We start from the raw sequence: 22,213 nt of genomic DNA on the forward strand, positions 1-22,213 counted from the left end.
CGGCCGTGGGGCTGGTACGACTCCATCGACAACGGCGAGCGTTTCCAGGTGAAGCGCATCGTGGTCAACCCGGGCGCGCGGCTGAGCCTGCAGATGCACCACCACCGGGCCGAGCACTGGATCGTGGTGAAGGGCACCGCCGAGGTGACCAACGGGGAGAAGACCTTCCTGCTGGGCGAGAACGAATCCACCTACATCCCGCTGGGCCATGTGCATCGCCTGGCCAACCCGGGCAAGGTGCCGCTGGAGATCATCGAGGTGCAGTCGGGCAGCTACCTCGGTGAGGATGACATCGTGCGGTTTGAGGACAAGTACGGGCGGGGGTGAGGCCAGGGGGGCTTCACCGAATGGCGTCAGCCGCCAGGCTTGGATGTAAATCCGAACCGGGTGGCGACTTCTTCCTGCCGGATTGAGCCCACCTCCAGCCGAAGCCCTGCCCAGCTGAGGGTGAGGGTGGCTCCAGGGGTTTCCAGGTCGCCTTCGAGGTGGGCGCAGAATGCGGCGAGATCCCTGTCGTCCAGGAGGGCAATGCCGTGCTCGCACTCGAGCAGCAGGCAGCCTTCTTCATCGAACCAGGCGCCGCTGACCGACTGGACCTGTGTCCCCGTGTGGGTGCGCAGTGTTCCGGCGTTCTCGAGGTGCAGTACGCTGGGCGTGTAGTCCAGATCGACGAAGACCTGCTGCGGGCCGTTCTGGAAAAACCAGCGTCCGTCAGTTGTGGCCTGGTAGTTGCGCCCGATGAAGGCTCTAAGGCCCGCGTGACGAACCGGCCCTTCGGGAACCCGCCATTCGCCTCGTCGGCTCAGGCGCAGCCAGCCCGTGCAGGAGGGGACGTCCGGCCACTTGGCGAGGGCCAGGCGAACCGCGTCATCCATTGCAGCGGACTACCAGAGTTTCCACCACGGCGTGGTGGTGTTGAGCGTGGTCTCGCCGGCAAGGAAGCGGCTCTTCGGGTAGTTCTGGCGCAGCACGCGCTCCGCATCGTCACGCAGCTCCTTGAGCTTGAGCTCGTCGTAGCTCTTGACCATCAGGAACAGGGCTTCTTCGGTCGCTGGGGACTGGGGGAAGTCCTTGACGGTGGCCTGGGCCCGGTTGGCTGCGGCCACATAGGCGCCCCGGCGGACATAGTAGCGGGCCACGTGGACCTCGTAGGACGCCAGGGCATTCACCAAGTAGCGCATGCGCAGGGTGGCGTCCGGTGCGTACTTGCTCTCGGGGAAGCGCTGAACCAGTTCCTTGAACGTCTGGAAGGAGGCGCGGGTGGCCTTGGGGTCGCGCTCCGACAGGTCCTGGTTGGCCAGGGAGCCGAGCAGGCCAAGATCCTCGTTGAAGTTGGCGAGGCCCTTCAGGTAGTAGGCGTAATCGACGTTCGGGTGGTTCGGGTGGAGCTTGATGAAGCGCTCGCAGGCGGCGATGGCTGAGGCCGGCTCGTTGGACTTGTAGTAGGCGTAAGCCACTTCAAGCTGGGCCTGCTGGGCGTAGCGACCATACGGGTAGCGGGCCTCAAGTTTTTCGAACATCTTGATGGCCCGGTCCCAGGCGCCGTCGGACATGGATTCCTTGGCCTCCGAATAGAGCTTCTGGGCGCTCCAGCCGGTGGTTTCGTCAGCCTGATCGGGCAGGCCGCTGCAACCGGCAAGCAGAAGAAAGCCGGCAAGCGTTAAACTACGCAGGGTGAAATGCGCCATTGAAAACTCTTTGGAAGATGAGTGGGCCGATTATAGCCCAGCCATTCCTTCCCTTAGCCCGCAGCGAGAATCCATTCCTGTCGACCTGGCCGGCCTCCGCGCCGATCAGGCCCTCGCGCGCCTGTTCCCCGAACATTCCCGAAGTCGCCTGCAGTCCTGGTTGAAGTCCGGCCGGATCCTGATCGACGGCAAGTCGCCGGACTCCAAGAGCAAGGTCTGGGGGGGGGAGACGGTCCAACTGAGTCCCGAGCCCGCCGACGACGTGCTGGCGGAGCAGGCCGAGGACATCCCCCTCAACGTGGTTTTCGAGGACGAGACCCTGGTGGTCATCGACAAACCGGTGGGGTTGGTGGTCCATCCGGGCAGCGGCAACTGGTCCGGGACGCTCCTGAATGCGCTGCTGCATCATGATGCGGGCTGCCGGGCCTTGCCCCGGGCCGGTATCGTGCATCGACTTGACAAGGACACCAGTGGCCTGCTGGTGGTGGCGCGCACCCTCGAGGCTCAGACCGACCTCGTCCGTCAGTTGCAGGCGCGCAGTGTCAAGCGGCATTACTACGCCCTGGTGCATGGCCATCCCCTGGAATCGGGGCGAGTGGAGGCGCCCATCGGCCGCCATCCGGTGCAGCGGACAAAGATGGCCGTGGTGCCTGGCGGGCGAGAGGCCCTGACCCACTACCGGGTGGTCGAGCGCTTCGAGCGGGCGACCCTGGTCGAATGCAGCCTGGCAACCGGGCGAACCCATCAGATCCGGGTGCACATGGCTCATATCGGTTACCCGCTGGTCGGCGATGCGACCTATGGCAAGACCCGCAGCGCCGATCCGCGTCTTGATGCATTCTCCCGCCAGGCCCTGCATGCCTGGCAACTGGGCCTGATCCATCCGCGCACCGGGCAGCCGTGCCGCTGGGAGGCTGCCTTGCCGGGCGACTTTCAGCAGCTTCTCGACGAGCTCGGCGGAGGACGGAGAGGGTGATGGGAATCAACGGAATCCGGCCGGGCTGGCCTGCACCGGATCGTGTTCACGCCTTGGTCACGACCCGTGCAGGCGGAGTCAGCGAAGCGCCCTACGACAGCCTCAATCTCGGTGAGCACGTCGGGGACGATCCTGCCCGGGTGGCTGAGAACAGGCGCCGGCTGCAGGCCTTGGTGCCGGTTGAGCCTTGCTGGCTGAACCAGGTCCACGGCACGACGGTCCTCGATGCCGACACCTGGTCCGGCGGCCTGATGGATGCCGATGCCGTGGTGAGTCGTCGTGCCGGACGCGTGTGTGCCGTGATGACTGCGGACTGCCTCCCTGTCCTGTTGTGCGATGTGGCCGGGAGCGTCGTGGCTGCGGCCCACGCCGGCTGGCGGGGGCTGCATGGCGGAATCGTCGAGGCCACCGTGGCGGCGATGGACGTGCCTCCCTCGAGCCTGGTCGCCTGGCTCGGGCCGGCCATCGGGCCGGACGCCTTCGAGGTCGGCGAGGAGGTCCGACAGGCGTTCATGAGCCACACGCCCCAGGCTGCCCGCGCCTTTCGGGCCACCGCCACGCCTGGCAAGTGGATGGCCGATCTGTATGCGCTGGCCCGTCTGAGGCTTGCTGCACTGGGTGTGGCGCGAGTGCATGGAGGTGAGTTCTGTACCCATGCCGATGCCACCCGTTTTTTTTCCTATCGCCGTGACGGGGTGACCGGCCGCATGGCCTCCCTGATCTGGCTGGACTGAGGCTTTGCCTCCGGTCTCTGACGTTATACTGCGCCCCCGTGTCTTTCCTGCCCATGACCATGACCCCCCTTGCCTGGATTATTGCAATGAGTTTTGCAGGGGGGCTGCTGAGTGTGGTGGTGGCCGCCGGCTTCGCCTGGGCGGCTCGTCCCCACTGGGTTCCCACCCTCATCAGCTATGCCATCGGAGCCTTGCTCGGGGCGGCTTTCCTTGAGGTCCTGCCGCATGCCATCGAGGCGGCGGAGAGCCCCGAGCGTGCGGCCATGAACATCCTGGCCGGCATCCTGCTTTTCTTCGTGCTGGAGAAGCTGGTGCTGTGGCGTCATTGCCATGACGAGGGCTGCCACGGCCACGGGCATGCCGCCGGCGAGGACCATCGTGACCACGGGCATGGTCACGATCACGGGCGCAGTGGCCTGCTGATCCTGGTGGGTGACACATTTCACAATTTCGTGGACGGCGTCCTGATTGCGGCGGCCTTCGTGGAAAGCACGCCCCTCGGCATTGTCACCGCACTGGCTATCATCGCCCACGAAATCCCCCAGGAGGTGGGGGATTTCCTGATCCTGCTGCACTCCGGCTATAGCCGCACCAAGGCACTTGTGTTCAACCTCTTGTCGAGTCTCGCGACCCTGGTTGGCGGCATGCTGGCGTATTTCGCACTTTCTCACATGGAGTCGCTGGTGCCGGTGTTTCTTGCGCTTGCGGCCGCGAGTATGATCTACGTGGCAGTGGCCGACCTCATTCCGGGTTTGCATAAACGGACCGAATTGCGGGCTACTGCGCAGCAGGTATTATTGATCGCCGCCGGCATTGCCTCCATCGTCCTCGCCCATCCGCTCGCGGAGCGCGCGTTGGGCTGATCGGCGGCGTCGCGCCGGTGTGCCGAAGAGCCACAGGAACAGGGAGAGCGGCGCAACGCCATAGAAGAAGAAAGTCAGAACCCCGCCGACAACGCTGGTCTCGGCCAGCGTCGCGAGCAGGGCGACATAAATCCAAGCAATCGCAACGATATACATACCCGGATTCTACAAGCCGAAGCGGAAGGGCGGTATCGGCCCCGCGTGCCTCGGTTGTCATTGCGCTTGCTTTCCGGGCGTTGCTTTTGAAGCACACAACAAGGAGAGGTAGATGTCGGTAACACCGGAGCAGTCCGCAGAGGCACTACAGAGCATGTTCAAGTTCGGCCAGTCCCTGGCCGAGGGGTTCTTCGATTTCCTTGGCAAGCAGAATGCAGCGATGCAGCAGGTGGCGCCGGCATCGGCACCGCAGATCCCCCTGCCGGAGACCGAGGAGCTGACCCGTCTTCAGAAGGATCTGGCCGAAGCCCATGCCCGCCTCTGGGCGGCGATGTCCCAGGCCCGTCCCGGCGAGCCGGTCGAGCCGGTCGTCAAGCCCCAGCCTGGCGATCGCCGTTTCAATGCGCCCGACTGGAGTTCCAGTCCAGTGTACGACTACATCCGCCAGGCCTACCTGCTGAACGCCGATTACTTGACCAAGGTGGCCGATGCGCTGCCGGTGGCTGACGGACGCAGCAAGACGAGGATGCAGTTCCTCACCCGCCAGTACATCGATGCCCTGGCGCCCTCCAATTTTGCTGCCACCAACCCGGAATTCATCCGCACGGCGCTGGACAGCAAGGGCGAGAGCATCACCCAGGGCATCAAGAACCTCATCTCCGACATGGAGAAGGGGCGCATTTCGATGACTGACGATTCGGCCTTCGAGATCGGTCGCAACCTGGCCACCTCGCCCGGTTCCGTGATCTACGAGAACGAGCTGATCCAGTTGATCCAGTACGCGCCGCTGACCGAGAAGGTGCACAAGACCCCGCTGCTGATCGTCCCGCCCTGCATCAACAAGTTCTACATCATGGATCTGCAGCCGGCGAACTCGCTGGTGCGCTTCGTAGTGGAACAAGGCTTCACGGTCTTCCTGGTGTCCTGGAAGAACGCCAAGGCCGAGCAGGCGCATTTTGGCTGGGACGACTACCTGGAAAAGGGGCCGATCACCGCCCTGCAGGTGGTCCGCGACATCACCAAGGTCGACAAGCCCAACGTGCTGGGTTTCTGTGTGGGCGGCACCATCCTGTCGTCGGCGCTGGCCGTGCTGCGTGCCAAGGGCGAGGATCCGGCCGAAAGCCTGACCCTGATGACGACCCTGCTCGATTTCAGCGATGCCGGCGAGATCGGCTGTCTGGTGGACGAGGCCTCCGTGGCCGCCCGTGAAGCCACCATCGGCAAGAGCGGGATATTCAAGGGGCGCGAACTGGCCCAGGTCTTCTCGAGCCTGCGCGCCAACGACCTGATCTGGCAGTACGTGGTCGGCAATTACCTCAAGGGCAAGCAGCCGGAGGCTTTCGACCTGCTCTACTGGAACTCGGACAGTACCAACCTGGCCGGCCCCTTCCTGGCCTGGTATCTGCGCAACATGTACCTGGAGAACAACCTCCGGGTGCCCGGCAAGCTCGAAATGCTCGGCGTCAAGGTGGATATGGGCAAGGTCGACCTCCCCGCCTACCTGCTGGCGGCCCGTGAGGACCACATCGTGCCCTGGACCAGCGCCTACCTGGTGCGCCAGATCCTCGGCGGTGAGACCACCTTCGTGCTGGGCGCGAGCGGGCACATCGCAGGCGCGATCAACCCGGCTTCGAAGAATCGGCGCAGTTACTGGGTCGGTGACTCCGCCGCCTCCGTGCCGGAGGAGTGGCTGGAGAGCGCCACCGAGAAGCCCGGCAGCTGGTGGCTGCACTGGGTTGAATGGCTGAAGACCCGTGGTGGTCCGATGGTGGCTGCGCGGACCAAGCCGGGCAATGCCAAATACAAGGTCATCGAGCCGGCTCCCGGACGTTACGTCAAGGAAACGGCCTGATAGAGGCAGCCGCCGCCCGCTCAGGGCTAGCGGCTGTCGTCACGCGTCGGCAGCGAAGAATCAGAATGGGGGCGTTGCCGGCATGCATTTGACCCCCGCAAAAATCACGACAAGGAGGGAGAATCATGGCACGTGTAGCGCTCGTAACCGGTGGTATGGGTGGTCTCGGAGAGTCCATTTGCATCAAGTTGGCGGCCCTGGGGTACAAGGTCATCACCACGCATTCGCCGGGTAACGAAAAGGCGGCCGAATGGCTGCAGTCGATGAACAACATGGGTTATGGCTTCAAGGCCTACCCCTGTGATGTCTCCGACTTCGATTCCTGCAAGGTCTGCATCGAAACCATCGTCCGTGACATCGGGCCGGTGGATGTGCTGGTGAACAACGCCGGCATCACCCGGGACATGACCTTCAAGCGCATGTCCAAGGCTGACTGGGATGCGGTGACCCACACCAACCTCGACAGCGTCTTCAACATGACCAAGCAGGTCATGGACGGCATGGTCGAGCGCAAGTGGGGGCGCGTCATCAACGTGTCCTCGGTCAACGGCATCAAGGGTGCATTCGGTCAGACCAACTATGCGGCAGCCAAGGCCGGCATGCACGGCTTCACCAAGGCGCTGGCGCTGGAAGTGGCGAGGGCCGGGGTCACCGTCAATACCATCTCCCCGGGTTACATCGGCACCAAGATGGTCATGGCGATTCCCCAGGAAGTGCTTGAGACCAAGATCCTGCCGCATATCCCGGTCAGCCGCCTCGGCAAACCCGAGGAGATTGCAGGGCTGGTGGCCTACCTCGCGTCCGACGAGGCGGCCTTTGTGACAGGCGCCAACATCTCTATCAACGGCGGTCAGCATATGTTCTAATCACGGCTCCATTTGGCACCGCAACAAAGGAAAGTGAAATGACTCAGCGTATCGCTCTTGTTACTGGCGCAGTTGGTGGCCTCGGCACTGCAATCTGTAAATCCCTCGCTGCTGCCGGCGTCCGCGTGGTGGGTAACTTCTTCCCCGGCGACCCCGCCAAGGATGCCTGGGTTGAAGCCCGCAAGGCCGAAGGCCTGGATATCCCGGTGTACGGTTTCGACGTGTCCGACTACGAGCAGTGCAAGGCGGCCGTTGAGCAGATCGCTGCTGAAGTGGGCCCGATCGACATCCTGGTGAACAACGCCGGTATCACCCGTGACAAGTTCTTCCCGAAGATGGAAAAGGGTCAGTGGGATGCGGTCATCGCGACCAACCTCACCAGCCTTTTCAATGTGACTCACTCCATTTCCCCCAAGATGGCGGAACGTGGCTGGGGCCGCATCATCAACATCTCCTCGGTGAATGGCGTCAAGGGCCAGGCTGGTCAGACCAACTACTCCGCGGCCAAGGCTGGTGTGATCGGTTTCACCAAGGCGCTGGCTGCCGAGCTGGCCACCAAGGGCGTGACCGTCAATGCCATCGCTCCGGGCTACATCGGCACCGACATGGTCATGGCGATCAAGGAAGAAGTACGTAACGCGATCATCGACACCGTGCCGGCCAAGCGCTTGGGCAAGCCCGAAGAAATCGGTGCCGCGGTGACCTATCTGGCTTCCGAGCTGGCGGGTTACGTAACCGGTGCCACCCTGAACGTGAATGGCGGTCTCTACTATCAGTAAGACATTGTCAAGTGCGTCACAAAAGCCCCGCCCCAAGGCGGGGCTTTTTTTTGCGCAGCGCAGTATAATCTCCGGAGGCGAACTCAATCGCCGAGGAGAAGACACGAATGGCCGACCAGATTCGCCTGATAAAAAAGTACCCGAACCGCCGCCTGTACGACACCCAGACCAGTTCTTACATCACGCTCGCCGACGTCAAGGAGCTTGTGCTCGAGAGTGGCACCTTCCAGGTCGTTGACGCCAAAAGCGGAGAAGACCTCACGCGCAACATCCTGCTGCAGATCATCCTCGAAGAAGAGGCCGGTGGTGCGCCGATGTTCACCAGTGACCTGCTGTCCCAGATGATCCGCTTCTATGGCAATGCCATGCAGGGGATGATGGGCAAGTACTTGGAGAACAACATCAAGGCCTTCACTGACATGCAGGCCAAGCTGCAGGACCAGGTCCGTTCCGTCTATGGTGAGAACGCCACGGTCAGCCAGGACCTGTGGGCTCAGTTCCTGAATTTTCAGGGGCCCGCCATGCAGAGCATGATGGGCGCCTACATGGAGCAGAGCAAGAAGATGTATGCGCAGATGCAGGAGCAGCTGGACAGCCAGACGCGCAACCTGTTCTCTGGTTTTCAGTTCCCCGGTTTCCCGCCCCCGCCTGGTTTCCCCGGCGAAAAGAATGACGGGCCTGTGGCGGAGACAACGCCACCTCCCACTCCCAAGAAATAATAGAATCCCTGGGCCGCGCAGTTGTCGCGGCCCTTGCACTTTTACCCATCAGGTTTTTCAAAGCATGACCCAAGCCAAACCCGCGGCCGCCCCCAAGGTGGGCTTTGTATCGCTAGGTTGCCCCAAGGCCCTGGTTGATTCCGAACACATCCTCACGCGCCTGCGCGCGGAGGGCTATGAGATCTCCCCTTCCTATGAAGGGTCGGATCTCGTGGTCATCAACACCTGTGGCTTCATCGATGCCGCAGTGGAAGAGTCTCTCGATGCCATCGGCGAAGCTCTCAATGAAAACGGCAAGGTAATCGTCACCGGCTGCCTGGGCGCCAAGGAAGATGTGGTGATGGCTGCGCATCCGCAGGTGCTGGCGGTGACGGGGCCTCATGCCACCGAGCAGGTCATGCACGAGGTGCACAAGCATCTGCCCAAGCCCCATGATCCCTTCATTGACCTGCTGCCGCCCCAGGGTGTCAAGCTGACGCCCGACCACTACGCCTACCTGAAGATCTCCGAAGGCTGCAACCACCGCTGTACCTTCTGCATCATCCCGTCCATGCGTGGCGATCTGGTGAGCCGGCCCATCGGCGAGGTCATGCGCGAGGCGGAAAACCTGGTGAATGCCGGGGTCAAGGAGCTTCTCGTCGTGTCCCAGGACACCAGCGCCTACGGGGTCGATACCAAGTACCGTACCGGCTTCTGGGGCGGCCGGCCGATGCGCACTAAACTCTATGACCTGTGCAATGCGCTGGGTGACCTGGGGGTCTGGGTCCGCCTGCATTACGTCTATCCCTATCCGAGCGTGGATGAGTTGATCCCGCTGATGGCGGAGGGCAAGATCCTGCCTTACTTGGATGTCCCCTTCCAGCATGCGAGCCCGCGCATCCTGAAGGCCATGAAGCGGCCGGCCAGTACCGAGAACAATCTGGAGCGGATCCGCCGCTGGCGCGAGATCTGTCCGGACCTGACTATCCGATCGACCTTCATCACCGGCTTCCCTGGCGAGACCGACGCAGACTTCGAGGAGCTCCTGCAGTTCCTCGAAGAGGCCCGCCTCGATCGCGTCGGCGCATTTGCCTACTCCCCGGTGGAGGGGGCTGCCGCCAACGAACTGGCTGATCCGGTGCCCGACGAGGTCCGCGAGGAGCGCCGCATTCAGTTGATGGAGTTCCAGGAAGATATCTCCACCGAGCGCCTCGAACGCTTCATCGGTCGGGAGATGACCGTGCTGGTGGATGAGATCGACGAGGAGGGGGCGCTGGCACGTTCGCCTGGGGATGCGCCGGATATCGATGGCCTGGTGATCATTCCGGCCGGGGAGAACCTGCAGCCCGGAGAGTTTGCCCGCGTCCGCATCACTGATTGCGACGTGCACGATCTCTACGCCGAGCCTCTCTGAGCGCCACCTTAGCCTGGCACCCGGCCATGAAGCGCAAGCCTGTCATCGGCATCGCCCTCGGCAGTGGCTCGGCGCGAGGCTGGGCACATATCGGCGTGCTGCGGGCGCTGGCCCGGGAGGGCATCGAGCCCGCCATCATCAGTGGCTGCTCGATCGGCGCCTTTGTTGGCGCCATTGCCGCAACCGGTGACCTGGACAAGCTCGGTGCCTGGGTCGAGGCGCTAGGCTGGCAGGATGTGGTCGGGCTGATGGACATGGGCCTCCGCGGCGGCCTGCTCAAAGGCGACAAGCTGATGGCCTTTTTCGAAAGGGAGTTTGTCGATCGGGACTTCACGGCCTTGCTTCACGTCTTTGGATGCGTTGCCACCGACCTGCACAGCGGACATGAGGTGTGGTTGAGGGAGGGCAGCGTTTCCGAAGCTGTCCGTGCCTCCATCGCCTTGCCTGGATTGATGGCACCGGTCTGGCAGGATGGGCGTCTGCTGGTGGATGGAGGGCTGGTCAATCCGGTGCCGGTGTCTCTCGCCCGTGCCATGGGGGCGGACGTAGTCATCGCCGTCGAGCTCAATTCCGATGTGGTGGGCTGGGCCTGGCGGAACAGGGCGCCGCCGCCCGAACCGGTGGAGGCGGCCAGCGGCTGGCACCGCAGGTTGCTCTCCCGCCTGGGCCGCAATGGTCACAATGGCGACTCGGACGATGAGGCCCTGCCGTCCCTGTTGAGCGTCATGCAGAGCAGCATCTCCATCATGTCGGTCCGGATCGCCCGCAGTCGTCTGGCCGGGGAGCCCGCCGACGTGGTCGTCTCGCCTCGTCTCGCCCAATTGGGCTTGATGGATTTTCACCGGGGTGCGGAGGCCATCGCAGAAGGCGAGGCCGCCGTGGCCGCCGTTCTTCCCGCCATTCATCGCGCCCTGGGGCGTTGAGTCGCTGTCTTGGCGAAAGCCGGGGAGCTTGTCATGACTGACTTCATTGCTTCACTTCAGGCCCTGCTCGGGGCGCCTCATTGTCTTGTCGATGCGGCCGGAATGGCGCCTTGGCTGAGCGACTGGCGGGGGCGGTACACGGGCAATGCGCTTGCCGTCGTGCGTCCGCAGGATACCGCTCAGGTTGCGGAGGTAGTCCGGTTGTGTGGGGCCGCGGGCGTGGCGATCGTCCCGCAGGGCGGGAATACCGGTCTGTGTGGTGGCGCGACGCCCTTGATGGAGGGGCGTTGCATTGTCCTCAATGTGTCGCGTCTGCGGAGGTTGCGGGATGTGGATCAGGCCAACAACACCCTGACCATCGAGGCTGGGGCGACTCTTGCGGAAGCCCAGGCCGCCGCCGCCGCCGTGGATCGCCTGTTTCCGCTGTCGCTGGCCTCGGAGGGGAGTTGCGAGGTAGGCGGGGTGATTTCCACCAATGCTGGCGGCGTGCAGGTGCTGCGCTATGGCAATACCCGGGATCTGGTGCTCGGGCTGGAGGTTGTCCTGCCCAGCGGCGAGGTCTGGAATGGCTTGCGTGGGTTGCGCAAGGACAACACGGGTTACGACCTTAAGCAGCTGTTCATCGGTGCCGAAGGCACGCTAGGCATCGTCACTGCAGCGACGCTCAAGCTCTTTCCGCGTCCGCGCGCCACCGCCACTGCATGGCTGGCCGTGCCGACTCCGGCCAAGGCCGTCGAGTTGCTGGGGCGGCTGCGCGAGGCTGCCGGTGAGCGTGTGAGTGCGTTCGAGCTGGTCGGGCGGCAGGCACTGGAGTTGGTGTTCCAGCATATCGAAGCTGCGGGGGATCCCCTGTCGGGCGTGCACCCCTGGTATGTGCTGGCTGAGCTGACCGATTTTGGCGAGCAGGCGGCTCTGGCTGCGCTCCTTGAGGAGGTGCTCGCCGATGCAGGGGACGATGGTTGTCTGCTCGATGGGGTCGTCGCGACCAGCGAACGGCAGGCTGCCGAGCTGTGGCGGCTGAGGGAGAACATTTCCGAAGCCCAGAAGCGCGAGGGTTTCAGCATCAAGCACGATATTTCCGTGCCGCTCAGCGCGATTCCCGAGTTCCTGGAGCGGGCGGGGCAGGCCTTGGAGGCGAGCTATCCGGGTATCCGCATCGTCGCCTTTGGTCATGTTGGTGATGGCAACCTGCACTACAACCAGTCGCAGCCGGCTAGGGGTGCGAACGCAGCATTCCTTGCGCGCACCGAAGAGGTGGGGCGGGTGGTGCACGATGTCGTGCACTCTCTGCATGGCTCCATTTCAGCAGAGCATGGCATCGGCCAGCTCAAGCGGGAGCTCCTGACCCGTTACAAGTCGCCTGTCGAGATGGCGATGATGCGAGGCATCAAGGGTTTGTTCGATCCCGCGGGAATCATGAATCCGGGGAAGGTCCTTTAAGTGCTCCCGATCAGGCGATATGCCGCCGCCCTTCCTGAAGGCGGGGCAGGAGTGCTCTGGGCGGCCTGGTGGTTTCGCAGTATGCAGGGTGTCGATCAATTTACCCATGGTGGGTAGGTGGTGGCGCGGTAGGCGTTCGGCATCCCGATGAGATGGCGGAAATGTCAGGATTTTTTACATTGCTCGTTCGCGTCGTTTGCCCATTATAGTAATTTGGTTAAATAACAGTGGTTTGTATAATCGGGCTTGAAATTTGCTGTTGTGTCCAGGTGTCTGCTTGCCTGTCGAGTGCACCGACGTGTCTTCGTAGGGTAAACAATAAGAATATCGATCCCGATCAACTTTTGAGGAATTTCGAATGAAAGCCAATCGTTTCTCTCTCGTGCTCGGCGCTGCCGTTGCTCTGTCCGGCGCTTCCGTGGCCAACGCTGCTGCCTACCTGACCACTGCCACCGGGCTGGGCGGTAGTTTCGAGATCACCGGCTTTGCCGATGCCACTCCCAACTCCTACCGGATCAGCCTGTCCAACCTGGACGGCGTCCTGAACGTCAATGTGCCGCCCACCGGTCAGTATAAGGTGGAGCGTATTGGCGGCTTCATGATTGACTACGGTGGCCCGACCCCGGTTGGTGCTCCCAACACCGCTGTCTGGGTGCCGCTGGGTACTGTGGATGCTTCCACCTCCGGTATCACCGGTTCCAGCTTTGTCTATAACTTCACCACCAACACCTTCACTTCCGATGGCGTTGATGTGAAGGGTCTGACCAACACCTTCTCCGGTTCCGTTAATACCGTCAATATGCTGCTGGGTGCCGTGTTTGGTCCTCTGGCCAACAGCTTGATTGGTTCCGGCACCCTGAGCGTCTCCCATGTGCTGACCAACGACACCTGGGTGATCGACATCACCGAGAACGATTCTCCCCTGACCGGTTTCAATGCCGTGCTGGCTGCGCTGGATGCTGCCAGTCTGCAGGATGGTCGTATCGATGGCCGCTTCCTCGCCAATGGTGCCCTGCGCTTTGTGCCTGAGCCTGGTTCGATGGCGCTGGTTGGCCTTGGCCTGGCTGGTCTGGCTGCTCTGCGTCGTCGCAAGGCTGCCTGATAGTATTACCAGATGGTTCTGTAAAAACGGCGGCGCAAGCCGCCGTTTTTCATGCGCGCTCAGTATTGGTGCGCTCCTGCGGGTGATGGCCCCGCCGCAGGTTGATTGCTGCGACGTGGCGTAGATCCCGGTTGTGTGGCGAAGAGGGGGTTCTGGCCCTGGAAGATATCGCCGCCTCGCGCCTGAAAAAGCCGCTGTGATGAGTCGGTTCGCCGCATCCAGATCCCGCCCTATTGAGGTGATGATGGCGGATTGGTTGCCCCTGCAGGTTTGGCTGCGGATTGGCCGGGCCTTCTTGGGGTGCCGCTGAGGCTTTCGGCCGGCCCGCAGTGCGCGCGATGTGGTGCGCGAAGCGCCGCGTGCTTTTGGTTGTCTGGCGGTGGGTATGAAACGGTATGAGGTGTGCCGCAAGGCGGCCTGTTGTCGTAGTCGAGGGTCAAGAGCTTGCTCTGCGAGGTGGAGGCTGGGGTGCCTGTTTGGCAGGAGATGCAGAAAATCGTCAAAAGAGGTTTACATCCGCGATTGGCTTCTCTATAATGCGTTTCTCGTTGCACGGGGGGTATAGCTCAGCTGGGAGAGCGCTTGCATGGCATGCAAGAGGTCAGCGGTTCGATCCCGCTTACCTCCACCAACAACTTGTAGTGCCGGGTCCCCATCGTCTAGAGGCCTAGGACACCGCCCTTTCACGGCGATAACCGGGGTTCGAATCCCCGTGGGGACGCCAGGATAAAAAGTCCTGCAGCTGTAAAGCAGGTAGCTTTAGCCGAAGTTCGGCTGAGGTGGATGTTTGAAGTTGGAGTGGTAGTTCAGTTGGTTAGAATACCGGCCTGTCACGCCGGGGGTCGCGGGTTCGAGTCCCGTCCACTCCGCCAGCATTAAGGAACGAGGAAGCCAGCTTTCCTCCGTTCTCAGGGAAAGTAGGTCCCCATCGTCTAGAGGCCTAGGACACCGCCCTTTCACGGCGATAACCGGGGTTCGAATCCCCGTGGGGACGCCAGTTTCAGCAGGTTGTTGGTTGCCTGTAGCAGTTACGTGGGGGTATAGCTCAGCTGGGAGAGCGCTTGCATGGCATGCAAGAGGTCAGCGGTTCGATCCCGCTTACCTCCACCACTTTTAGCAGTACCGGGTCCCCATCGTCTAGAGGCCTAGGACACCGCCCTTTCACGGCGATAACCGGGGTTCGAATCCCCGTGGGGACGCCAGGATCAAGAATCCTGCGGCAGCAACGCAGGTGGCTTCGGTCAGTGAGGCTGAAGTAGCAGTTTGGAGTGGTAGTTCAGTTGGTTAGAATACCGGCCTGTCACGCCGGGGGTCGCGGGTTCGAGTCCCGTCCACTCCGCCAACATCTAAAAGAGGGAGCCTTTGGCTCCCTCTTTTTTTGCCTGTTTTTCGCCTCATGTGATGTCTTTCAACGACCTTGCGCTCAGCTGGCGTTAAAATCCGCTCGCCCCTACATCGATTGCCTGCCGTGTTCAATACCATCCTCACTGTTTGTACTGGAAACATCTGCCGCAGCCCCGTCGCCGAGTTCCTGATCCGCCATGGCCTGAGCAGCAAGGGCCGCACCGGGGTCAAGGTGGCATCGGCCGGGATTGGTGCTCTCGTCAATCATCCTGCCGATGATGCGGCGCTAGATTTCATGACGGGCCTCGAAATCCCCATGGAGGCCCACCGGGCCAGGCAGATCGATTCATCGCATACCCGGCAATCTGATCTCATCCTGGTGATGCAGAAGCATCACCTTGATTACATCCTTGCGATGGATCCGACTGCCCGCGGCAAGGTCTTCCTGCTTGGTCACTGGAGCAGCCGGGAGGTCCCGGATCCTTATCAGCGCGGGAGTGCCTCTCATCGTGCGGCTTATGAACTTGTGCAGGAAGAAGTGGCGGCCTGGCTGAAGCGTGTCTGATTTCACGCTTTTTCGGACGTCTTAACGCGTTTAGCATGAAATTCACGGTCTAGCTGATAGAATGCTTGGTAAATAACTGTGACGTAAGCTATGCACAGTTCCGGGGCGGCAGATCCCATTCTTGGTGCCTTCAGCCGCCCACTTTGATGGATGGCATTTATTTTCAGGGAGTGACAGTTTGGCCAAGGGAATGATTCTGGCTGCCGGCCAGGGAACGCGGGTAAGGCCTCTCACCAAAAATGTTCCCAAACCGATGGTGCCCATTCTGGGTAAGCCGGTGATGGAATATCTGATCGAGCACCTGGCCCGTTTCGGCATCCGCGAGATCATGATCAATGTGGCCTACAACCATTACAAGATCGAAAACTACTTTGGCGACGGCCATCGCTGGGGCGTTTCCATCGGTTATTCCTACGAAGGCGTAAGGGATCACGGCGAGGTTGTGCCCAAGCCTCTCGGCTCCGCCGGTGGCATGCGCAAGATCCAGGACTTCTCCGGTTTCTTCGACGAGACCACGCTGGTCATCTGCGGTGATGCAATCATCGACCTGGATATCGGTGCCGCGCTGCACGAGCACAAGTCCAAGGAGGCCGTGGCCAGCGTCGTGACGCTCGAGGTGCCGCAGGACCAGGTCAAGAACTACGGCGTTGTGGTGGCTGACAAATCCGGGCGTATCCAGTCCTTCCAGGAGAAGCCGAAGCCCGAAGAGGCCAAGTCAAATCTGGCCAGCACCGGCATTTATATTTTCGAGCCCGAAGTCCTGGATCTGGTGCCGCCGGGCCAGACCTTCGACATCGGCAGCGAGCTGTTCCCGATGCTGGTGGAGCGAGAGCTGCCTTTCTTTGCCCAGAAGCGCTTCTTCAACTGGATCGACATCGGCCGTCTCAGTGACTACTGGACGGTGTTGATGCGCGTGTTGAGTGGCGAGGTGGCCCAGATGGACATGCCGGGCAAGGAGATCCGTCCTGGCGTCTGGGTCGGCCCGAACACCTCGATTGCCTGGGACAGCGTGCAGATCGTCGGCCCGGTTTACATCGGCTCCAGCGTTCGTATCGAACCGGGCGCATCAATCATCGGACCGACCTGGATCGGCCATGGCAGCCACGTCAAGTCGGGAGCCAAGGTCGAGCGCAGCATCCTGTTCGAATACACCCGGATTGCCGACGGTCAGCGCTTCTCCGAGATGATCGTCTCCCCGCAGTATTGCGTGACCCGCAACGGGGATGCGCACTACGTGGGGGACGACGAGTGTCTCCTGCGCTGGGGGGATGCGCGCGGACGCTGATCCACCACCCTGCGGCGCACGATCCTGCAGATGGCCCGTCCGCACTCGGTGTGCGGACGGGCCATCGACTTTTAGGGCTAGTGCAGGACTTCGGGCTTGCCGGGGGGCTGCACGTCCACCCAGACATCGCCTTCTTCCTCCCGCAACTGCAGGCCGAAGCTGGCAAACGCGGCCTGGATGTCGCGAAGCAGGGGGGCGTCAGCGAGTTCCCCGGGCTCGATGCTGTGGCCTGCCGCCAGGTGTTGTGCCGTGGTGAGCCACAGGGGGGCGATGTAGGAGCTCGTAACGAACTCGTCCATCTCGGCGCTGATCGCCTTCAGTGGCTGCTCAAGGCCGTCGAGATAGCCCTGCACATGGGCCAGCGCCTGCATCAGGTGGGCGATGCGGCCGATGCTCTTGGCGAACAGGCTGTCCAGGTCCTGGTCGGCGTAGTAGAGGGTGATCTCCTCCTGCATGCCTTCCGGCAAGGCCCGGACCAGGCCGGCAAGATGGTTGAGGAGCAGGTCGGAGTCGGCCGGCACCGACCATGCGGCCCGACGGTTGACCCGGTATTCCTGCCACATGGCGGCCACGATGGGGGACAGCGCGCGGCCCAGTGGCGTGGCTGCCTCGGTGGGCGAGGGCGCCTGGGATTCGTGGAGGCGCCAGCACTCCTTGTGCAGGTGGTGGATCAATCGTGCGATCTCGCCGCCATCTCCGGACAGGGTCTCCCACAGCTTGCTGCCGTCGAGGAGAAGGGCCAGGCCGCCCTCGTCAGGCACCAGGCGTGACAGGTGTGCGCTGCCCGCCGGAGTGACGCCGAAGCGTCGCTCGGTGGCGGCAAAGTCATCGCTGACCAGGATGCGCGACAGGGCAGTCAGGTCGAGGTCATCGTCCCGCGCCTGGATGCGCGTCAGCAAGGCTTCGATGACCTGGCGGAGGGTGGGCGAGTTGGCGGTGGATACCGGGCCGTCGAATTCGATGTGCATGGCGTAGCAGCTTTACTCTTCCACGTGACGCAGGGAGAGGTCGATGGCGCGCACATCCTTGGTCAGGCTGCCGATGGAGATGCGGTCCACCCCCGTTTCGGCAATCGCGCGCACCTTTTCCAGATTCACGCCGCCGGAGGCTTCCAACTCGGCGCGGCCCTGGTTGATGGCAACCGCCTCGCGCATCTGGTTCAGATCCATGTTGTCCAGCAGGATCATCCTGGCACCGGCCTCGAGGGCCTCCTCGAGCTGTGCCAGATCTTCCACCTCGACCTCGATGAACACATTGGAGGGCGCGAAGGACTTGGCCTGCTCGATAACCGCTTTGATGCTGCCGGCGGCGATGATGTGGTTTTCCTTGATCAGGATGCCGTCGTAGAGGCCGATGCGGTGATTCGTTCCGCCGCCGACCTTCACCGCGTATTTCTGGGCCAGGCGCAAGCCCGGCAGGGTCTTGCGGGTGTCGACGATTCTGGCCTGGGTGCCTGCCACAGCCTGCACGAAAGTGGAGGTCAGGGTGGCGGTGCCCGACAGCAGCTGCACGAAATTCAGAGCGGTGCGCTCGGCGGTGAGCAGCGAGCGGGCTGAGGCGTCCACCTCGCACAGCAACTGGCCGGGCTTGATGCGTTCGCCGTCGCGCACGTGCCAGATCACCGAAGCATCGGGCTCGAGCGCGGCAAAGGTGGCGTTGAACCAGGCCGTGCCGCACAGCACGGCGTCCTCGCGGGTGATCACGCGGCCACGGGCGCCACGGCTGGCGGGGACCAGGCGGGCGGTGAGATCGCCGGTTCCGATGTCTTCGGCCAGGGAGGCGGCCACGGAGCGCTGGACTTCAACGCGAAGCTGTTCTGCAAATTCCATCGAGAGTCACCTAAGATGTTCCGGCGCGAAATTCTAACACCGGGGGGGAGAGGCCATGAGCACCATGATGGGCGTGCTGCAGGTAAGTCTGGGCGTATTGATCGTGATGCTGGTCGGTGGAGGCCTGACCTACTGGTATGTTCAGGACATCACCCAGAAGAAGCATGCAATCCTGCGCAATTACCCGGTGATCGGTCACCTGCGCTACTTCTTCGAGCAGCTTGGCGAATATTTCCGCCAGTACTTCTTTCTCGGCGACCGGGAAGAGATGCCCTTCAACCGGGCTACCCGGGGCTGGGTGTACCGGCTGGCCAAGAACGAAGGTGGCGTCATCGGCTTCGGCTCCACCTATGACCTTCACCAGCCCGGCGCGCTGCTCTTCGTGAATGCCGGCTTCCCGGTGCTGGAAGAAGACCAGGCGCCCACGCCGCCCCTGGCCATCGGCGAGGGCTATGCGGCCAAGCCCTTCGTGGCCCGCTCCATCGTCAATATCAGTGGCATGAGCTACGGCGCCTTGTCGAGGCCGGCGGTGCTGGCCCTGTCGAAGGGCGCCGCGGAGGCAGGCTGCTGGATGGATACCGGTGAAGGCGGCCTGGCGCCGGCGCATATCGAAGGCGGTGCCGACATCATCATGCAGATCGGCACGGCCAAATACGGAGTGCGGGACGCCGACGGGCAGCTGTCCGACGAGCGGCTGCGTGAATTGGCCGCCATCGATGCCGTGAAGGCCTTCGAGATCAAGCTGTCCCAGGGTGCCAAGCCGGGCAAGGGCGGCGTGCTGCCGGCGGCCAAGGTCACGCCCGAGATTGCGGCGATCCGGGGCATCCCGGTCGGCGTGGATTCCATCAGCCCCAACCGCCATCGGGACGTGGGCAACGTCAATGAGCTGCTCGACATGATCGTGCGGGTGCGCACCTTGACCGGCAAGCCGGTGGGCATCAAGACCGCCATCGGTGGGCGACGCTTCCTGCACGAACTGTGTGAAGCCATTCTGCGGCGTGGGCTCGACACCGCGCCGGACTTCATCGCCGTGGACGGTGGCGAAGGCGGCTCCGGTGCTGCGCCACAAGCGCTCGCCGATCACATGGCCCTGTCCATCGACGAGGCCCTGCCGCGGGTCGTGGACACCCTCATCGAGTTCGGCCTGCGCGAGAGGGTGCGGGTGATCGCCGCCGGCAAGCTGGTCACCTCGGCGCGGGCCGCCTGGGCCCTGGCCTGTGGTGCCGACTTCGTCAACACTGCGCGGGGCTTCATGTTCTCGCTGGGCTGCGTGCAGGCCATGCGCTGTCACCAGAACACCTGCCCGACCGGCATTACCACCCACAACCCCAAGCTGCAGCGCGGGTTGGTGGTGGAGGAGAAATACCTGCGGGTGGCCCAATACGCCCGCAACATGAACCGGGAGATCGACATGATTGCCCACGCCTGCGGCCTGCGTCATGCCCGCGAGTTCCGGCGCGAGCACGTACGGCGGGTCCAGGCTGACGGTACGAGCGAAGCCTTCAACATGCTCTACCCCTATCCCGAGCCCTTCGACGGCAAGGCCGGCCTGTTCTAGACGGCACTTCCTGCCGCCGCGCCGCGGGCCATGCTGCCTGCGGCCAGCTTCCATACGGTGAGGCGGGAAGGGCCTGGCGCAGGGTGGGGCGGCAATATTTACCGCGGCACGGCCACCTTACCCGCAGCGCCTCACGATCCGGCCCTATCGAAGGGCTGCGGGGCCGACCATAGCCGGTTTGCTTAACCCAACTTTACTTCCCTTTACGGCCCTTGGCGGGCAGGTCGCCGCCTTTCGGCCGTTAAATTGCTATCTGAACAGGGCTGGCAAGGCGAACGCAGCCAGCCCGCGACGACCGGCGGCTTACCGGGTCAAGGCAAGCAAAGGAAGGCATCATGGTCAGCAACATCGGCAGTTACAGCAGCGCATCGGCGGCATTCACCCGCCCAGATCCCAGCCAGATGGCAAGCAAGCTCTTCTCCAAGCTCGACACCAAGGGGCAGGGCTACATCGAGGAGAGCGATCTTCAATCGGCCTTCAGTCAGGTCTTCTCGTCCACTGACAGCAGCTCCTCATCGTCGGATGCCTCCTCGCTGTTCAGCGCTCTGGACAGTGACAGCAATGGCCAGGTCACCGAGAGCGAGTTCTCCAGCAGCATCCAGAAGCTGGCCGATGCGCTGGACAGCCAGGCTTTTGGCAGCCGCATGGCCGGTGGCATGGGTGGCATGGGGGGAGCGGGCGGTGCCGGGGCCATGGGCGGCATGCCGCCGCCTCCGCCGCGGGATGAGGACGACGCCGGCTTCACCAAGGACCAGCTCAGCAGCCAGCTGGAGGAGATCGGCTCCACCGACAGCGAGCGCTCCTCCTTGATCTCCGACGTGGTGGCCAACTTCGAGGCCGCCGACGCCAATGGCGACGGCAAGGTCAGCCGGGCCGAGGCCATGGCCTACCAGCAGTCGAGCAGTTCCTCCACGTCGAGCAGCACTTCCGGCACCAGCACCAGCGCCAGCTCGACAAGCGACACCAGCAGCAGCGCCAGCACCAGCAGCTCCGCCTCCACCGCCCATGCCGAGGCCCGCATGATGCATCGGCTCATGGAGTTGATGCGGGCCTATGGCAGCGACGCCGACAGCAGCGCCAGCACGGGCAGCAGTGTTGCCATCTCGGCCTGAAGCCGAGCCACCAGCACGCCGGGTCTGTGTCAGCTGCCGATGCGTGACTCGACCAGCTCGAGGACACGGCTCTCCAGCCGGTCCTCGAGGCACTCCACCTCCACCAGATCGCCCCAGTTCTCCCGGAAATTGCGCTGCCAGGTGATCTGGCGCTTGGCCAGCTGGCGGGTGGCGAAGATGCCCTTGCTGCGGAAGGTCTGCAAGTCGCAGTCGCCCTCGAGGTACTCCAGCGCCTGGCGATAGCCCACGCAGCGCATCGACGGCAGGCCCGGGTCCAGGGTGTAGCGGCGGCGCAGCGCCACCACCTCGTCCACGAAGCCGGCCAGCAGCATCGCGTCGAAGCGTTTCTCGATGCGCGCATGGAGCACCGCCCGGTCGCCGGGGCTCAGCGCGATCGGAATATAGCGATGGCTGTCCGGCGTGGCTTCACGGCGGGCATAGCTGGCGGCCAGCGGCTCGCCGGTGAGGCGCACGATCTCCAGGGCACGCTGGATGCGCTGGGCGTCGTTCGGCTCCAGGCGGGCGGCGGCGGCGGCATCCAGGCGCGCCAGCTCGGCATGCAGGGCCGGCCAGCCATCCCGGGCGGCTGCCTCCTCGATCTCGCGGCGCAGCGCCGGGTCGGCCTCGGGCAGGTCGGACAAGCCCTCGCGAAGCGCCTTGTAATACAGCATGGTGCCGCCCACCAGCAGCGGAATGCGGCCGCGCGCGGTGATCTCGCCCATCAGCCGGCGCGCGTCCTCGCAGAAGCGCGCGGCCGAATACGCCTCCTCCGGGCTCAGGATGTCGATCAAGTGATGCGGGCAGGCAGCCTGCTCCGCCGCGCTGGGCTTGGCCGTGCCGATATCCATGTCGCGGAACACCAGGGCCGAATCAACGCTGATGATCTCCACGGGCAGGCTGCGCGCGAGGGCCAGCGCGCAGGCCGTCTTGCCACTGGCGGTCGGGCCCATCAGCAGGATGGCGGGGGGAAGCAGGGGCGTTTGAGGCATCATGCGGCTTTCGAGTGGACGCGCATTGTAGCGGTTGGGA

21 protein-coding genes and 7 tRNA genes are annotated in these 22,213 nt (G+C 63.2%); 23 read left to right on the plus strand and 5 right to left on the minus strand.

Going from position 1 to position 22,213, the window contains the following annotated elements; all coding sequences use genetic code 11:
- The coding region (locus HHL15_RS23060) for a cupin domain-containing protein (protein WP_169148171.1) at positions 1–327 on the plus strand (327 nt) is incomplete at its 5' end.
- A gap of 26 nt (positions 328–353) precedes the next feature.
- On the opposite strand, the gene HHL15_RS23065 is transcribed toward HHL15_RS23060, so the two are convergent.
- Positions 354–875, minus strand: coding sequence for a DUF2946 family protein (locus HHL15_RS23065; RefSeq protein ID WP_169148172.1), 522 nt, complete (start codon positions 873–875; stop codon positions 354–356).
- A 9-nt stretch (positions 876–884) separates the two neighbouring features.
- Complete coding sequence (locus HHL15_RS23070; RefSeq protein WP_169148173.1) at positions 885–1,688, minus strand: outer membrane protein assembly factor BamD; 804 nt, start codon at positions 1,686–1,688, stop codon at positions 885–887.
- On the opposite strand from HHL15_RS23070, the gene HHL15_RS23075 reads away from it, so the two are divergent.
- The 20 genes from HHL15_RS23075 (at position 1,675) to HHL15_RS23175 (ending at position 16,685) form a co-directional block, all read left to right on the plus strand.
- Positions 1,675–2,664 (plus strand): RluA family pseudouridine synthase, encoded by a 990-nt coding sequence (locus tag HHL15_RS23075; protein ID WP_169148174.1) that lies wholly within the window; start codon positions 1,675–1,677, stop codon positions 2,662–2,664. The genes HHL15_RS23070 and HHL15_RS23075 overlap by 14 nt on opposite strands.
- A complete protein-coding gene (pgeF, locus tag HHL15_RS23080) occupies positions 2,664–3,398 on the plus strand; it encodes a peptidoglycan editing factor PgeF (RefSeq protein WP_169148175.1) in 735 nt (244 codons plus the stop codon). The genes HHL15_RS23075 and pgeF overlap by 1 nt, the downstream gene beginning before the upstream one ends.
- A 53-nt stretch (positions 3,399–3,451) precedes the next feature.
- A complete protein-coding gene (locus tag HHL15_RS23085) occupies positions 3,452–4,261 on the plus strand; it encodes a ZIP family metal transporter (RefSeq protein WP_235943630.1) in 810 nt (269 codons plus the stop codon).
- 268 nt (positions 4,262–4,529) lie between these two features.
- Positions 4,530–6,269 (plus strand): PHA/PHB synthase family protein, encoded by a 1,740-nt coding sequence (locus tag HHL15_RS23095; protein ID WP_169148177.1) that lies wholly within the window; start codon positions 4,530–4,532, stop codon positions 6,267–6,269.
- A 125-nt stretch (positions 6,270–6,394) separates the two neighbouring features.
- Entirely contained in the window at positions 6,395–7,135 is a 741-nt protein-coding gene (phbB, locus tag HHL15_RS23100) for an acetoacetyl-CoA reductase (RefSeq protein ID WP_169148178.1), read from the plus strand.
- A gap of 38 nt (positions 7,136–7,173) precedes the next feature.
- Complete coding sequence (gene phbB, locus HHL15_RS23105; protein WP_169148179.1) at positions 7,174–7,914, plus strand: acetoacetyl-CoA reductase; 741 nt, start codon at positions 7,174–7,176, stop codon at positions 7,912–7,914.
- A 107-nt stretch (positions 7,915–8,021) separates the two neighbouring features.
- Positions 8,022–8,633 carry a polyhydroxyalkanoate synthesis repressor PhaR gene (gene phaR, locus HHL15_RS23110; RefSeq protein ID WP_169148180.1) on the plus strand — a complete coding sequence of 204 codons (612 nt, stop codon included), beginning with the start codon at positions 8,022–8,024 and terminating at the stop codon, positions 8,631–8,633.
- Positions 8,634–8,697: 64 nt separating this feature from the next.
- Complete coding sequence (rimO, locus tag HHL15_RS23115) at positions 8,698–10,026, plus strand: 30S ribosomal protein S12 methylthiotransferase RimO (RefSeq protein WP_169148181.1); 1,329 nt, start codon at positions 8,698–8,700, stop codon at positions 10,024–10,026.
- A gap of 26 nt (positions 10,027–10,052) precedes the next feature.
- The gene (locus HHL15_RS23120; protein ID WP_169148182.1) at positions 10,053–10,949 is read left to right on the plus strand and encodes a patatin-like phospholipase family protein; all 897 of its coding nucleotides are present in this window, start codon (positions 10,053–10,055) and stop codon (positions 10,947–10,949) included.
- A gap of 33 nt (positions 10,950–10,982) precedes the next feature.
- Positions 10,983–12,389: an FAD-binding oxidoreductase gene (locus HHL15_RS23125; RefSeq protein ID WP_169148183.1), complete on the plus strand. Its 1,407-nt coding sequence runs from the start codon at positions 10,983–10,985 to the stop codon at positions 12,387–12,389.
- A 358-nt stretch (positions 12,390–12,747) separates the two neighbouring features.
- A complete protein-coding gene (locus tag HHL15_RS23130; protein WP_206198937.1) occupies positions 12,748–13,491 on the plus strand; it encodes a PEP-CTERM sorting domain-containing protein in 744 nt (247 codons plus the stop codon).
- A gap of 555 nt (positions 13,492–14,046) precedes the next feature.
- Positions 14,047–14,122 (plus strand) — tRNA-Ala (locus tag HHL15_RS23135).
- A 17-nt stretch (positions 14,123–14,139) separates the two neighbouring features.
- A tRNA-Glu gene (locus HHL15_RS23140) sits at positions 14,140–14,215 on the plus strand.
- A gap of 71 nt (positions 14,216–14,286) precedes the next feature.
- Positions 14,287–14,363 (plus strand) — tRNA-Asp (locus HHL15_RS23145).
- 49 nt (positions 14,364–14,412) lie between these two features.
- Positions 14,413–14,488 (plus strand) — tRNA-Glu (locus HHL15_RS23150).
- A gap of 37 nt (positions 14,489–14,525) precedes the next feature.
- Positions 14,526–14,601 (plus strand) — tRNA-Ala (locus tag HHL15_RS23155).
- A gap of 16 nt (positions 14,602–14,617) precedes the next feature.
- Positions 14,618–14,693: transfer RNA gene (locus HHL15_RS23160), tRNA-Glu, on the plus strand.
- Between the two features lie 63 nt (positions 14,694–14,756).
- A tRNA-Asp gene (locus HHL15_RS23165) sits at positions 14,757–14,833 on the plus strand.
- Positions 14,834–14,959: 126 nt separating this feature from the next.
- Positions 14,960–15,400 (plus strand): low molecular weight protein-tyrosine-phosphatase, encoded by a 441-nt coding sequence (locus tag HHL15_RS23170; protein ID WP_169148184.1) that lies wholly within the window; start codon positions 14,960–14,962, stop codon positions 15,398–15,400.
- A gap of 190 nt (positions 15,401–15,590) precedes the next feature.
- On the plus strand, positions 15,591–16,685 hold the full coding sequence (locus tag HHL15_RS23175) for a sugar phosphate nucleotidyltransferase (RefSeq protein WP_169148185.1): 1,095 nt from the start codon (positions 15,591–15,593) through the stop codon (positions 16,683–16,685).
- A 77-nt stretch (positions 16,686–16,762) separates the two neighbouring features.
- On the opposite strand, the gene HHL15_RS23180 is transcribed toward HHL15_RS23175, so the two are convergent.
- On the minus strand, positions 16,763–17,653 hold the full coding sequence (locus HHL15_RS23180) for a hypothetical protein (RefSeq protein ID WP_169148186.1): 891 nt from the start codon (positions 17,651–17,653) through the stop codon (positions 16,763–16,765).
- 12 nt (positions 17,654–17,665) lie between these two features.
- A complete protein-coding gene (nadC, locus tag HHL15_RS23185) occupies positions 17,666–18,514 on the minus strand; it encodes a carboxylating nicotinate-nucleotide diphosphorylase (protein ID WP_169148187.1) in 849 nt (282 codons plus the stop codon).
- Between the two features lie 55 nt (positions 18,515–18,569).
- On the opposite strand from nadC, the gene HHL15_RS23190 reads away from it, so the two are divergent.
- Both HHL15_RS23190 and HHL15_RS23195 read left to right on the plus strand, forming a co-directional pair.
- A complete protein-coding gene (locus HHL15_RS23190) occupies positions 18,570–20,072 on the plus strand; it encodes an FMN-binding glutamate synthase family protein (RefSeq protein ID WP_169148188.1) in 1,503 nt (500 codons plus the stop codon).
- A gap of 335 nt (positions 20,073–20,407) precedes the next feature.
- The gene (locus tag HHL15_RS23195; protein ID WP_169148189.1) at positions 20,408–21,184 is read left to right on the plus strand and encodes an EF-hand domain-containing protein; all 777 of its coding nucleotides are present in this window, start codon (positions 20,408–20,410) and stop codon (positions 21,182–21,184) included.
- 29 nt (positions 21,185–21,213) lie between these two features.
- Here HHL15_RS23195 and miaA read toward each other — a convergent pair whose 3' ends face one another.
- Positions 21,214–22,173 (minus strand): tRNA (adenosine(37)-N6)-dimethylallyltransferase MiaA, encoded by a 960-nt coding sequence (gene miaA, locus HHL15_RS23200; protein ID WP_169148207.1) that lies wholly within the window; start codon positions 22,171–22,173, stop codon positions 21,214–21,216.
- Between the last annotated feature and the right edge of the window lie 40 nt (positions 22,174–22,213).

It is taken from the genome of Zoogloea dura, from assembly GCF_012927165.1.
Lineage (GTDB): Bacteria > Pseudomonadota > Gammaproteobacteria > Burkholderiales > Rhodocyclaceae > Zoogloea > Zoogloea dura.